Source organism: Methylobacterium sp. NFXW15 (assembly GCF_049887755.1).
Classification (GTDB): Bacteria; Pseudomonadota; Alphaproteobacteria; order Rhizobiales; family Beijerinckiaceae; genus Methylobacterium.
Genome location: NZ_JAGEKG010000013.1, coordinates 1 through 13,165 on the forward strand (window position 1 = coordinate 1; position 13,165 = coordinate 13,165).

General features: G+C 66.6%; 15 protein-coding genes. 6 read left to right on the plus strand and 9 right to left on the minus strand.

From position 1 onward, the window contains the following. Positions 1-367: 367 nt before the first annotated feature. Positions 368-889, minus strand: a complete 522-nt coding sequence (locus J4O73_RS21480) for a DUF2244 domain-containing protein (protein ID WP_426220716.1) — start codon at positions 887-889, stop codon at positions 368-370. A 20-nt stretch (positions 890-909) separates the two neighbouring features. Between J4O73_RS21480 and nth the strand changes: the two genes are divergently transcribed. Next, positions 910-1,644 (plus strand): endonuclease III, encoded by a 735-nt coding sequence (gene nth / locus J4O73_RS21485; protein ID WP_426220717.1) that lies wholly within the window; start codon positions 910-912, stop codon positions 1,642-1,644. Positions 1,645-1,833: 189 nt separating this feature from the next. Further along, complete coding sequence (gene purC, locus J4O73_RS21490) at positions 1,834-2,628, plus strand: phosphoribosylaminoimidazolesuccinocarboxamide synthase (protein WP_378970029.1); 795 nt, start codon at positions 1,834-1,836, stop codon at positions 2,626-2,628. A gap of 3 nt (positions 2,629-2,631) precedes the next feature. On the opposite strand, the gene J4O73_RS21495 is transcribed toward purC, so the two are convergent. The 4 genes from J4O73_RS21495 to J4O73_RS21510 all read right to left on the minus strand — a co-directional run bounded on the left by J4O73_RS21495 (position 2,632) and on the right by J4O73_RS21510 (position 7,236). After that, positions 2,632-4,191 carry a glycosyltransferase gene (locus J4O73_RS21495; protein WP_426220719.1) on the minus strand — a complete coding sequence of 520 codons (1,560 nt, stop codon included), beginning with the start codon at positions 4,189-4,191 and terminating at the stop codon, positions 2,632-2,634. Next, on the minus strand, positions 4,188-5,996 hold the full coding sequence (locus J4O73_RS21500) for a glycosyltransferase family 2 protein (RefSeq protein ID WP_426220721.1): 1,809 nt from the start codon (positions 5,994-5,996) through the stop codon (positions 4,188-4,190). Before J4O73_RS21500 ends, J4O73_RS21495 begins: the two co-directional genes overlap by 4 nt. A gap of 133 nt (positions 5,997-6,129) precedes the next feature. Further along, positions 6,130-6,741, minus strand: a complete 612-nt coding sequence (locus J4O73_RS21505) for a hypothetical protein (RefSeq protein WP_426220723.1) — start codon at positions 6,739-6,741, stop codon at positions 6,130-6,132. A 33-nt stretch (positions 6,742-6,774) separates the two neighbouring features. Continuing rightward, on the minus strand, positions 6,775-7,236 hold the full coding sequence (locus tag J4O73_RS21510) for an invasion associated locus B family protein (protein ID WP_426220724.1): 462 nt from the start codon (positions 7,234-7,236) through the stop codon (positions 6,775-6,777). A gap of 255 nt (positions 7,237-7,491) precedes the next feature. On the opposite strand from J4O73_RS21510, the gene J4O73_RS21515 reads away from it, so the two are divergent. Further along, positions 7,492-7,866, plus strand: a complete 375-nt coding sequence (locus J4O73_RS21515) for a hypothetical protein (RefSeq protein WP_426220725.1) — start codon at positions 7,492-7,494, stop codon at positions 7,864-7,866. 3 nt (positions 7,867-7,869) lie between these two features. Here J4O73_RS21515 and J4O73_RS21520 read toward each other — a convergent pair whose 3' ends face one another. The 3 genes from J4O73_RS21520 to J4O73_RS21530 form a co-directional block, all read right to left on the minus strand. Continuing rightward, positions 7,870-8,604 (minus strand): M48 family metallopeptidase, encoded by a 735-nt coding sequence (locus tag J4O73_RS21520; protein WP_426220727.1) that lies wholly within the window; start codon positions 8,602-8,604, stop codon positions 7,870-7,872. Between the two features lie 39 nt (positions 8,605-8,643). Beyond that, positions 8,644-9,165, minus strand: a complete 522-nt coding sequence (locus tag J4O73_RS21525) for an A24 family peptidase (RefSeq protein ID WP_426220729.1) — start codon at positions 9,163-9,165, stop codon at positions 8,644-8,646. 110 nt (positions 9,166-9,275) lie between these two features. Continuing rightward, positions 9,276-9,440, minus strand: coding sequence for a Flp family type IVb pilin (locus J4O73_RS21530; protein ID WP_426220731.1), 165 nt, complete (start codon positions 9,438-9,440; stop codon positions 9,276-9,278). A 288-nt stretch (positions 9,441-9,728) separates the two neighbouring features. Between J4O73_RS21530 and J4O73_RS21535 the strand changes: the two genes are divergently transcribed. Genes J4O73_RS21535 through J4O73_RS21545 form a run of 3 tightly spaced genes read left to right on the plus strand, consistent with a single transcriptional unit; the run spans position 9,729 to position 11,952 of the window. Further along, complete coding sequence (locus J4O73_RS21535; protein ID WP_426220733.1) at positions 9,729-10,280, plus strand: pilus assembly protein N-terminal domain-containing protein; 552 nt, start codon at positions 9,729-9,731, stop codon at positions 10,278-10,280. A 13-nt stretch (positions 10,281-10,293) separates the two neighbouring features. Continuing rightward, positions 10,294-11,232: a quinone oxidoreductase family protein gene (locus J4O73_RS21540; RefSeq protein WP_426220734.1), complete on the plus strand. Its 939-nt coding sequence runs from the start codon at positions 10,294-10,296 to the stop codon at positions 11,230-11,232. A gap of 48 nt (positions 11,233-11,280) precedes the next feature. Next, complete coding sequence (locus tag J4O73_RS21545; RefSeq protein ID WP_426220736.1) at positions 11,281-11,952, plus strand: metallophosphoesterase family protein; 672 nt, start codon at positions 11,281-11,283, stop codon at positions 11,950-11,952. Between the two features lie 3 nt (positions 11,953-11,955). On the opposite strand, the gene J4O73_RS21550 is transcribed toward J4O73_RS21545, so the two are convergent. Further along, complete coding sequence (locus tag J4O73_RS21550; RefSeq protein ID WP_426220738.1) at positions 11,956-13,155, minus strand: lytic murein transglycosylase; 1,200 nt, start codon at positions 13,153-13,155, stop codon at positions 11,956-11,958. Positions 13,156-13,165 lie beyond the last annotated feature (10 nt).

Consider the following 13,165-nt stretch of genomic DNA (forward strand, 5'->3'; position numbering starts at 1 on the left):
GAGCTCAAAAAGGAGATCTACGATCAGCGTCTCGTCTCTCACGATCCAGCACGAAGCCAGATCCGCAAGGACAAACGAAAACGCCGCCCGCGTCTCCCTTCCTCATAATCACAATGTCAAAGAGCCGAAGCGCCGGGGCTACCCGTCAACCTCCACACCTGAAGACAAAAACAGCAGTTCGCCCGGCATTCGCCGGCCAACCCTGCCGCGATGTTCAGAAGGTGCGTCGTCAACCGGTCCGCTTCCGCGGCCGGCGCCGATGAACAGGGTATACGGACCACTCCCCGCCCCGTCAATCGCCTTTTTCGCGATCGGTCGATTTTTCTCGCAGAAGCCCGTGACGCCCGCGTGACGCGCTGCCAGGCGATCAGCGGCCCTTCTTGATGTCGGCGAGCGCCCGGCTCAGCCCGTCGGCCACACGAGCCCGCTCCTCGGGCCCGGCATCCCGCGCAACCGCCACTTCCTGTCGGCGCGAGACGAGCGTGAGGCGCTGCAATCCGTACTCGTCGTCATCGACGGATTCGAGCTTGGTCCAGAGGGGATTGAATCGCCATTCGCGCCGCTCCCCCCGGTGGCTCACGCGGGCAAGCAGGATTTCGATCTGCGAGATCATGACTTCCTCGAAGGAGGCCCCTCGCTTCACGCTCGTCTTCAAGGCGAGGTAGATGCCCAGCATGTCGAGGCCGAAGAACCCGGCAATCGGCCAGAAGCCCATCCGCCATGCCCAAACGGACACCGCCAGGGACACGAGGCACAGGCCACCCATCACCACGCGAAAGCCCATGCGGCTCAGCGATTGATGGGGCCGGATCGTCGTCGTGAAGATCGGCCTGTCGAAGGTATCTGGATCAAGCCCGTCCGGATGGACTGAAGGATTGCCGCTCGCCATGCCCCAGATATAACGCGCGAATGCCCGCCAGAAAGTCTTCCGCCGCCGCGGCCAACGGACGGATTGCCGCTCGCCTGCCCAAAATCGCCCTCGACGGCCAAGCCACCGCCGCGCCGGAGCCGGTGGAAGCCGCAACCGTCGGCGAAATTTTCCGACGTTTGCGGGACGCCAATCCAGAGCCCAAGAGCGACCTGCGATACACGAATCCCTATACGCTGCTCGTGGCCGTGGTGCTGTCGGCCCAGGCCACCGACAAGGGCGTGAACATCGCCACGGGCCCGCTCTTCGAGGTGGCCGACACGCCGGAGAAGATGCTGGCCCTGGGCGAGGAGACCGTTCGGCATTTCATCCGCACCATCGGGCTATTCAACACCAAGGCGAAGAACGTCATCGCACTGTCGCGCATCCTGATCGAGCGCCATGGCGGACAGGTTCCGGCCACCCTGGAAGACCTTCAGGTGTTACCCGGCGTCGGGGCGAAGACGGCGAGTGTCGTCCTCAACGTCGCCTTCGGCATTCCCCGGATCGCGGTCGACACGCATATCTTCCGTGTCTCGAACCGCATTCCCCTCGCGGTCGCAGCGACCACCGACAAGATCCAGGCGAGGCTCGAGGCGATCGTCCCCGAAGCGTACCTGCTGCATGCGCATCATTGGCTGATCCTGCATGGCCGGTACGTGTGCAAGGCGCGCAAGCCGGATTGCACCGCCTGCTCGATCCGGGATCTCTGCCGTTATCCGGCCAAGACCGCTTGAACCGGAATCGCGCGAGCCTCCCGCGGATGAGCGCGGGGGGCTAACGCGTTGTGCTGCCAGCCCGCTTCGGGTAGTTTGCGGCGTGGCCGCCGGGCCCTTCGCGAGGGGCCTCAGGCTGCCCGACCAAGCGTCCGGTCGCTTCGCCGCGGATCCCGCTTCACTCGTCGCGCTACCCAGGAGCCCCGGCAGATGGACTTCCTCAAACCACGGTACACGCCTATGAATCGCCGCCGTCGCATCTACGAGGGCAAGGCGAAGGTCCTCTACGAAGGGCCGGAGCCGGGCACCCTGATCCAGCACTTCAAGGATGACGCGACCGCGTTCAATGCCAAGAAGCACGAAGTCATCGACGGCAAGGGCGTGCTGAACAACCGGATCTCGGAATTCGTGTTCCAGAACCTGAACGATATCGGGGTGCCCACGCACTTCATCCGTCGGCTGAATATGCGCGAGCAGCTGATCCGGGAAGTTGAGATCATCCCGCTCGAGGTCGTGGTGCGCAACGTCGCGGCGGGCTCGCTGGCGACGCGACTCGGCCTGGAGGAAGGCACGCAGCTGCCGCGCTCCATCATCGAGTTCTATTACAAGAACGACCAGCTCAACGACCCGATGGTGTCGGAAGAGCACATCACCGCGTTCGGCTGGGCGACACCCCAGGAGATCGACGACATCATGGCGCTGGCGATCCGCGTCAACGACTTCCTGTCCGGCCTCTTCCTCGGCGTCGGCATTCGGCTCGTGGACTTCAAGATGGAGACCGGCCGCCTGTGGGAAGGCGACATGATGCGCATTGTCGTGGCTGACGAAATCTCCCCGGACTCCTGCCGCCTGTGGGACATCAAGTCCTCCGACAAGCTCGACAAGGACCGGTTCCGCAAGGATCTCGGCGGGTTGATCGAGGCCTATACCGAAGTCGCCAAGCGCCTCGGCATCATGGCCGAGAACGAGAAGGTGCAATTGGGCGGCCCGCGCCTCGTGCAGTAACGCTCAGGCGGGGCGGCGAACGGGACCCTGCCGGGGAAAGTCCTTCGCCAGCCTCGCATGGGTCGAGAGACCGGTATCGAAACCGAGATGATAATGGGGGTCCTGCACGAGCAGCGGCCCCCATCGCTTTTTGAAGGCAGCGACCTCGCGCTCGTGCCGGGCGCGGGCCTCCGGTGTCCAGCGGCGGCTTGCCGCTTCCCGGTGATGGAGCACGGCCTCCGGCACCTGCAGTGTGTGGTAGCCCGCCGCGTTGAGGCGAAGGCACAGGTCGACATCGTTGAAATCGACCGCGAACTCATCCGCATCGAAGCCGCCGACCGCGTGGAACTTGCGGGCTTCCACCATCAGGCAGGCGGCCGTGACGGCCGACACGCGATGCGCCACGCGCAGGGTCGAGAGATAGCCCGGCGCATCGCCCGGGAAGTGGCGATGGGCGTGAGTGGCGAGCCCGCCCGTGCCGAGGACGATCCCGCCATGCTGGATACGCCCTTCCCCATCGAGAAGCTTGGCGCCGACCGCGCCGACCTCTGGGCGAAGCGCGTGACGCGCCATCGCGACGAGCCAGTCCGGCCGGAACGCCTCGACATCGTTGTTCATGAAGACGAGCAGCGAGCCCTTCGCCTGGGCCGCCGCCGCATTGTTCATCGCCGCGAAGTTGAAGGGCCCCGGACAGGGCACGACGACCCCCCTCCCCTCCCCCGCAAGGGTGCGGAGATAGGCGAGTGTCTCGGGTTCGCGGCTCTCGTTGTCGCAAACCAGGACCTCCAGACGGGGCCATGCCGTGCGGGAGCGGAGGGCGTCGAGACAGGGTCGCAGAAGATCGAGCCGGTCGCGCGTCGGCACGATGACGCTGACGAGGGGCGTTTCGGGGAGCGGATGGGTGACGCGCACGAGGCCGCCGGTCTCCATCATCAGCATCACGGCCTCGCGTCCGGTGCGGTCGAGATGAGCGCGGACAGCGGCAAGGCGATGGTTCGCCGGCTCGTCGTTGGGACGGTGGAGATAGAGCAGACCTGGCAGATGGCCGATGGCCTTCGCGCCGTAACGTTCGGCGATAACGAAGGCGGCCGAAAGCGGATCCGATGGAGAGAGCAGCGCGTCCCGTCGCACGGCGAGGGTGCCGAGGTAATCGACCGACAACAACAGGTCCGGATCGAAAGCCGGGGGCAGGATCGGGAAGACAGGGCCACCCGGCTCCCGTTGAACCAGCCCGTCGCCGTAGAGCGCTTGCAAATTCGGGTCGTCCGCGAAGGCACGCTCGATCCGTTCGGATGCGCCTTGCAGGAGTGTGCCGCTGCCCAGGAGGATAAAGCTGCCTCCGGCGGGAGCTTCGTCGCGCGGCCGATCCATCTCCGTGGCGGGCAGGGCGAGGCGGTGATCGATGCCGATCAGGGCCGCGAGCCGCTGACGAGCGCGAAGGCGCTTGCCCGCCAGGCGGGCCGTCAGCACGCCAAGGGCCGCGCGAGGCTGGCGCAACACGTCCCGTGCCGTCGCCCTGAATGAGCGCCGCGATCCGCTTGGCTCACCGAGAGAGACGCCGCCCATGGGGTCCGGCCGACTCATTCGAGATCCTCGCCGAACGTCGTGAGCGACAAGGCGGGGTGATAGAAGGGATCGTGCCGGATCACATCGAGCCATCGCTCCGTGAACCGGGCGGCCTCACGCTCGAACCGCTCGCGCTTCGCACCGACGGAGGGGCCCCGGCTGACCGACTCGAAGTGATAGAGTTCGGCGGCGGGTGTCCAGATCGTCCTATAGCCACGTGCGCCGAGCCGAAGGCAAAAATCCACGTCGTTGAAATCGACCGGGAAGCTCTCGGCATCGAAACCACCGACCGCTTCGTACTTTTCGTGCGAGACTGCGAGGCAGGCCGCCGTCACAGCCGACACCTCGTGCGCGACGCGAAGTTGGCAGAGATGGCCGGGCGTATCGGCCGGGCGACGACGCAGGAGATGGCCCGCCCTCCCCGCGAGGCCGACCACCACGCCCACGTGCTGCAGCGTCCCGTCCCCGAAGAGCAGCTTCGCCCCGACCGCGCCGACCTCCGGCCGGATAGCCTGACGTACCATCTCACCCAGCCAACCGGCATTCCTCACGCCGATATCGTTGTTGAGCAGCACGACCACTTGGCCGGACGCGGCCTGTACGCCGGCATTGACCATGGCCGCGAAGTTGAAATCGTGAGGATATCGCACGATCCGCACGCGGCGGTCTCGTTGCAACTCCTCATAGAATGCGAGGACGGCCGGATCAGTGGAGCCATTATCCACCACGACCAGCTCGATGGCCGGGTAATCGGTCGCTTCGAGCACGCCGCGACAAGCGACGGAGATGAGATCGATTCGATCGCGCGAGGGGATGATGACGCTGGCGAGGGGGGCCGGATCGGGCAAGGGCCATTTCAGATCCATGGCTCCGTCCCGCTCGGCTACCCGGACCGGAGATCCAAGCGCGGCGAGGCAGCGGCCGAGGGGATGCGTCGAGGCCGGAGACACCCTGGCGAGGGGGCGCGGACAATGGACGGCCCGGCGGCAGGCATGGGCCGCGAGAATGCCGAAGGCTTCCACAGCCTCCATGCTCGGGCCGAGGGGCAGCTGAGGCAGGCGCTCGATCAGCGCCCGCGAAAATAGCGCGACTCGCCCGACATAGCCGGTAGCCAGGGCGAGGTCCGGACTCCAGTCGGGCTTGAGGCGAGGCGATCCGTCCGAGACGATCTCGTCGGCGTAGGCGAGGTCCGCCGTGCCGAGGCTCGCCGCGAGAAGGGCCAGCGCGTCTGGATCGAGCGCGTCCCCCGCCCGTAGCAGGCAAAGGCACGCGGCGTCGCCCAGGAGTTCGGCGGGGCTTCCGATGGAGGCGCTGGTCACCACCTCGACCGTGGCGAGGGGATAGGTCTGAGCGGTCAGCGATGCCTCTGTCCGCGCCAGGGCGTCGGTGTCGGAGGCGTCCGAGAGGACGATACAGCGGATCGGCAGAGGGGGCGCCTTGCCTGTGAAAGCAACGCGGCGCTCGTCTGCCCAGGCAGCGAAACGCGTCCGCCGCGTCACCGCCACGCCACCCCGCAAGATATCCCGCACGCGTCGCCCCTGCCCCCGCATCCGGGCGAGCAGCGCAGCGGCAGCGTTGCCCGGCTTCCGCCACGCGCATTCGAGCAACACGCTCGCCTCGCTGCGGCGCCCGACGCGGGTCAGCTTGGTGCCGGGATCCGTCGAGATAAGGATGTCGATCGCATCGCTGGGGATTAGGCCGATCCAATGAGCAAGGCCCAGCGCCGGGCCGGGGAGCACGAGCACCTGCGCGTCGCCATCGCTGCGCCGGATCCTGAGGACCGGCCGACGCGACGGCGCGGTAGCATCCGCGACAAAAGTCATGCTGAACCAGCCGCGGGAGCAGCCGGTCAGGATCAGGCGCGACTCGAAGTTGGGATCGCCGCTCGGTTCCAGGCGAAAGGCGACCGGCTGTCCATGCCGCCACCCCGCACGTCCGGCAGTCGGGTCGATCGGCTCACTGAGCAGCGTCGCCTCCGCCCGCCGGGGCGGCAGCGGTGGCCGGCTTGCGGCGGTGCTTCGGCTTGGACGGTGCCTTGGCAGCGCCGAGCGAAACCTCGATCTCGTAATCCCGCGTCATCGCCGCAGGCACGGTGAGGTCATCGACCACGATTTGCGCAATCGTCTGCGCCTCGCCCTTGTCGATCTCGGCGGTGGTGCGACCAACCCGGCTCGCTACGACCTTGTCGTCATATTTGACGGACACGGTGACGGGCACGTCGAACCGGCCGGGTGATCCGGCGGGGCCGAGAAGCACCCGCGCTTCGACGCCAACCTTTAGGGCGATCGAGCCATCCTCGCGGCGGGCGCATTCGCGTGCCATGCGGCCGACGCTGATCTGCGTGCGGACATTGGCCCCCGCCATGATGCGGAGCGCCGCGCCGCCCTCAGCGACATCGACGGTCGGGCAATAGGCCGCCTCGAGTTCCTTGGGCTGCGACGGCGGCACGGTGGTCCCGCCATACTTCAGCAGGTTCGAGAAGATGTTGCCTTCCTCGGCGCCCACAGGCGAGGCGCACAGTGCCGTCGCGAGTGCGAGACTAAGAAGGCTGATCCGCTTTCCGACCATGACGAGGACCCGGACAGGCTTACTGGAACAGGGCTATTTGAGACTGTCGAATCCGGCGGCGAAGCCCTTCATCGACAGGGGTATACCGACGCCTTCCTCAGGCGTCTGAAACACGATGAAGGTGGCCTTCGAGCCGTTCTTGAACTGCTGGATCAACCCATTATCCATCACCACCTCCGCGACGCAGCCTGTCGTGAGACAGCGCACGAATCCGGCGCGGCCGATATCGGTCTGGTCGATCTTGAGGCCGAGGCCAGAGGGCAACAATACGCCGAGCGGGGCGACCACGCGGAGGAGATAGCCGCGATTATCGGCAGTCTTGAGCACGATGACCACAAGGGTCAGGTTCGGCCGGTCCTCGGCGGCGAGGTATTGCACGAGGGCACATTGCTCGGCCTTGGCGCCCGCAGGCGTCTCGCAGCGCAATTGCCAGTCGTCGAAGGTCTTGCGCACGGTCCCCTGCGCAGCGGCTGGCGCGGCGGAGAGAAGCGACATCAGGAAAAGCAACCCGGACAGCGCAGCCGCATGCCGGAAACGTTCGAGCCTCACGAGGAACGGCACCGTCTGACCCTGTCGGAGAGGCCGCGCCTGACGGCGGCGGCCCGGAAAATGAGGGTGTTCCGACCATGCGGGCCCATGCGCTGTCAAGCGAATGACCCATGCAGCGCAGACGACGGCTACCCGCAGCCACGCTTCTGGACTAGATTAAGGCGAACAGGCCCCACCGCCGCCACAATCTCGGATAGTCCCATGCGTCTTCTCGTCCTCTCGGCCGCTGGCCTCCTCGCCAGCCTTGCGCAAGCCGGCGCACAGGGGCTGCCGGTGGGTGAGACCACCTATGTCGAGCGCTCCCTTGAGCATTCGGACAGGTTGATCGTCGAGCATCCGCCCGTGGCGGTGAACCCTTATGGTCGTCGTGGTGGCTCGGCTGCCATCGCGGGTTTCTGCCGGGAGGGGGGCATCATCCGGCGGCATGACCAGTTCGGAAATCCGGTCATCCTGCGTCAGCGAGAAGTCTGCGACAGCGTTGCGCCGCGCACGCTCAACCCCGGCGAGGTCGATCCGCGTCCGGCGTGGCCTGCGGAAGTCGTCACCACGCGGCGTGTCCTGCGCGTGAAGGGCTGAGCGTCAGCCGAAGCGGTGCAGTTGCGTGCCGTTCCGCTTCAGCCACGCCTCGGCGGCATCGACATGGCCGCAGAGGTGGTGGGCTACGGCCCAGAAGCGCGGCGAATGGTTCATCTCGCGCAAGTGCGCCATCTCGTGGGCGACGAGGTAATCCAGCACCATTGGCGGCGCGAGGATGAGCCGCCAGGAGAAGTTCAGCTCTCCCCTGGCGGTGCATGAACCCCAGCGGCTGCGCGTATCGCGCAACGTGACCTTTACGGGCCGCTGGCCGAGCCGCACCGCATGCCGCTCGATTGATGCGTCGATATCGGCCCGGGCGGCGCGCATCAGGGCGTCGCGAACCCGGCGAGGGAAATGCGCTTCGTCGCAGGCGAGGGAAAGGACCTTGCCCCCCTCCTCCTCGCCGAAGCACGCCGCGCCGCTGCGCGCCCCCCGCAGAACCAGCCGATGCGGCTCGCCGCGTATCGGGATCTCGGCGCCGGGCTCGAAGGCGGTGCGCTCGGGGACGCGTGCGAGCCGGGCGGCGATCCAGCCGGCATGACTCGCGGCGAAGCGCTGCGCCGTGCTCACGGCAAGGCGCGGAGGCAGGGTGATCACCGCCTCACCGGTGGCAGCGGACACGCGCAACGTCATGCGCCGGGCGGTGTCGCGCCGCCGCAGGGCGACGCGCAGCAGCGTCCCCTCGTGGTGGATGTCGAGGTGGTCGGGATCGGGGCGTCGCAGGAATGCGAGGGGCATGGGCCCTTGTAGCTGCGCCGTGGCGCGCGCTCCAGATCCTCAGGCGCCGGTCACGACCGTCCAGACGGAGGTTTCGGGCAAGACGAGCAAGGCGGCGGCAGCGAGCGCGATGCCGTAGGGCACGCCGGTCTTACGGTCGTGCAGGTGCAGCGCGAAGGGCAGCTTGGCCAGCGGGTTCGGGAGCGGGTGCGAGCGCGCCGCAAGCAGGGCCAAGGTCAGGAGACCGCCGAGAACGGAGGCGGCAAGCAGATAGTCGAGCAAGCCGTCGAAGCCGAGCCATAAGGCCGTGGCCGCCGCAAGCTTGGCGTCTCCGCCGCCGACGATGTTCAGGGCGAAGAGCGTGAAGGTGGTTGCCAGGACGACGGCGGCTGCGCCGACATGCAGGCCGATGTCGGACAGGCTCATCAGGCCGCTTCCCGCCAGGATGGCGAAGCCGAGCACCAGCGCCAGCGAGATCCGGTTGGGGATCAGCATGGTCAGCAGGTCGCTCGCAGCGGCGTAGGCCATGAGAAAGGGGAACAGCACCAGCAGCCCGAACTCGGCAATGATGGTTCCGCTCATCGTGGTCCCCGGTCTTGTTAGCCGCTCCGGCACGGTGAGCTTCCGCCCCGTCCTTTTCAGGACGCGGCGGTTACTCCCCGTGCCGCGGATCGGAGAAGGCTGCTATCCGATCAGTTCAGCTGAGCGGAGATGGAGCCGAACTTCGCGTTGAGCTGCGTGCCGATCACCTTCAGCGTGCCGATGATGACGACGGCGATGAGGGCGGCGATCATGCCGTACTCGATGGCGGTGGCGCCGGACTCGTCGCCGGCAAAGCGCTTGACGATGCTCTTCATGGTGATGGTCCTAAATACGAATATCGCTCGGTGACCGACGAAGTGTTGCGCCTCGATCGGCGGCTCGTTCACACTGGGTGCCACGCCTTGAAATTGAGTTAACCTGATCTCACAACCAGCGGCAAAGTGCTCACAATCGCGACAGGGTAAATAAAAATTGAATTGATAATCACTCACGTCCGGTCTTCATCGCGCAATCAGCGCTATATCATTTAGTGGAACGTTTACCACTTCCGTGCTTGCTGGAAGAGCACGGCGTAGCCGCGCACCGTGTACGGGCTTGTATCGATGCGTCTCACCTTCTCACCGGCCGGAAGGCTCGGTTTCGCCTTGAGCATGCTGTGCTTGCTGACGGCCCCGGTGCAGGCCGCGCCGCCGGAATCCCTACCGGTCGTTACGGTGATCGTCGACAACGCCAAGGTGATCCGCTTACCGGAGAAGACGCAGACGGTCGTCGTCGGAAATCCGTTCATCGCAGAGGTGACGCCGCAGAAGAACGGCGTGCTGATCCTCACCGGCAAGAGCTTCGGCTCGACCAACCTGATCGCTCTCGACAATACGGGCACATTGATCGCCGAGACGATGATCCGTGTCGAAGCCTCCCGCGAGGCGACGATCACTGTTCAGCGCGGCATGGACCGGGAATCCCTGTCCTGCACGCCGAACTGCCAGCCTGCGGCGCAGCTCGGGGATGCGGCCAAGTACTTCGATCCCGCCAGCATGCAGGCCGACAAGCGCCGCGCCCTCGCCTCCAGCGGCAGCCCCAGCGCCAATGCCCAGGGCCCAGCGCCCGGCGGCGGCGGCGGCGGCGGCGGCATGGGCGGAATCACATCTCCGTAAGGACGGCATCGCCATGCAGGCGGTCCGCTTCCACGCCACCGGCAGCCTCGATGAAGTGCGGGTCAAGACGGTACCGGACCCCGTCCCTGCTCGCGGACATGTCCGCGTGGCGGTTCACGCGGCGGGTCTCAACCCGAGCGACGTGAAGAACGTCCTCGGCCGCTTCCCCTACACGACCGTACCGCGCATTCCCGGCCGCGATTTCGCGGGCATCGTGGTCGAGGGTGATGCAACTCTCATCGGCCGCCGCGTCTGGGGTACGGGCCGCGATCTCGGCTTCGACCGAGACGGCAGCCACGCCGAATTCCTCACCCTTCCTGCCGACGGCGTCGCGACCATGCCGGAGGCCCTCTCCTTTGCCCAGGCTGCGAGTCTCGGCGTTCCCTTCACCACCGCATGGGATGCACTGAAGCGTGCGGGTGTGACGACGGAGACCCGGCTCCTCGTGGTCGGCGCAGGCGCGGTAGGCCGCGCGGCGACGGATCTCGCCCGGGCGGGCGGAACTCAGGTGCATGTCGCGGTCCGCCGCCCCGAACAGGCTGAGGAGCTAAAGGCCATCGGCCTCGACGCCGCCGCCTATTCGGCCGATACCGCCCTTCCGACCGGCTTCGACGTCGCCTTCGAGACGACGGGTTACCGCCTTCCGGAAGCGATCCGCGCCATCAAGACCTTCGGCCGGGTGGCCATCATCTCCGCGCCGCCGAGCGGCCATGTCGAGACGCCGGTACTCGACCTCTACCGGCGGGGCGGATCCATCGTCGGCATCAATTCGCTGCTCTATGACAGCCGCGCCTGCGCGACGATGCTCCGCGAAATCGGCGACCTCTTCGCCCAAGGCGCGCTGATCTGCGGCGCAGTGACCGAAGTGCCGCTGGCCGATGCTCCTGCCGCTTATCGCGACGTGGCCCGCGAGGGCGGCGATAAGATCGTGCTGAGGATGCCGAACGCCTGAGGCATCGCCTCGTCTTGCACGGCGCCTGCGTCCCGTGGACAACGGCTCATGCAATCAACGGCTTTGACGTACGCCATCGGCGATATTCACGGTTGTAACGAGCAGCTAGACGCGCTGCTCGAGCGGATCGACGCGTATGCCGATGGCCGCGAGCGGACGATCGTCTTCCTCGGGGATTACGTTGATCGCGGTCCGGATTCGGCTTCGGTGCTTCGGACGTTGAGCCGCCTGCAATGGTCCGAACCCGATCACGTTATTTGCCTGATGGGCAACCACGAGCGGATGCTGCTCGACGCTCTCACGACCGAAGAGGCCGCCCTGCATTGGCTCTCCAATGGCGGCGATGCGACCCTCGAGTCTTTCGGGGTGCGGGATGTCTCGGATCTGCCGAGCAACATTCTCGATTGGCTCGAAGGCCTGCCGACCCTGCATTCGGATGCCTGCCGCTGGTTCGTCCATGCCGGCTTCCGGCCCGGAACCCCGCCGGAGGACAGCGACGTCCATGATCGCCTCTGGATTCGCGATGGGTTCCTCGATGGGGACCATGATTTTGGCCGCCACGTCGTCCATGGTCACACGCCGCAGCGTGGGGGCCAACCGGAGCGCAGGCCCTTTCGGACGAATCTCGACACCGGTGCGGTCTATGGCGGCGCGCTGACGGCCGGCGTCTTCACCGATGAAGCGGGCCCGGCGGGCCACTTTCTCCAGGTCCGAGCCTGACCGTCACTTCTTCTGCGATCTCAGCGTCTCCAGCATCACGGCATTGGCATAGCCATCGGGCGGCAGGCCGGAAGCCTTCTGGAAGGCCCGCAACGCCGCCCGCGTGCGCGGCCCGATCTTGCCATCGACCGTGCCAACTGGATGACCCTGCTCGTTGAGCAGGGTTTGTAGGTCCTGTCGCTCCTCGGTGCCGAGCATCCGGTCGCCGCGCGGCCAATCCCGCCCGAAACCCGGCCAGCCTTGCAGCCTGTCCGAAAGGTGGGCCACGGTCAGCGCGTAGGAGAAGGATGTGTTGTAGCGCAGGATCACCGCGAAGTTCGGCATCAAGAGAAAGGCGGGACCGCGCGCCCCGGCGGGCAGGTAGAGCGTCGCCTTGTTCTCATCGCGCAAGCCGTCGTCCCGCACGGGCTTCACACCGAGTATGCGCCATTCGGCCAGGGTGAGCGACGTAGTCTCGTCCGCCAGCGCGAAGTCGAACCCATCGGGAAGCGTCGCCTCGGCGCCCCACCGCTCGCCTGCCTTCCAGCCCTCGGCAACGAGGTAGTTCGCCGTGGAGGCCAGGGAATCCGGCACCGAACCCCACAGGTCGCGCCGCCCGTCACCGTCGAAATCCACGGCGCGCGAGAGGAAGACGCTCGGCATGAACTGCGTGTTGCCCAGCGCGCCCGCCCATGAGCCTGTCAGCCGCTCCGGCGTCGCATCCCCGGCCGCTAGGATCTTCAATGCGGCGATGAGTTCGGCGCCCCAGTAATCCGGCCGCCCCGGATCGCCACAGGCCAGCGTGGCGAGGGAGCGCACCGCCGGGCGGACAATCGTGGGATCATCGAGCACGGCTCCGTAGCTCGACTCGACACCCCAGAAGGCGACGAGCGTGTAGCGATCGACCCCGTACCGGGCCTCGATTGCATCGAGAGCGCTCGTCCATTGCTGAAGCTTACGCTGGCCTTCCGCGATCTTCTCCGGCGTCACGGAGGCATCGACATAGGCCCAGACCGGCTTCGTGAACTCGGCCTGATTGCGGGTCGCCGCCAGCACATCGGCATCGGGCGTCAAGGTACCGAGTTGCGTCTGCGCGACCTCGCGCGGCACGCCGGCCTCGATCGCCTTGCCCGCCAAGCCCTCGAAGCAGCTATCTGACCGCGCAGCGGAGACCGGGAGGATCGCGGCCGACAGGGCGGCAAACAGGAGGGGGGCAGACTTCATGCTGATCTCG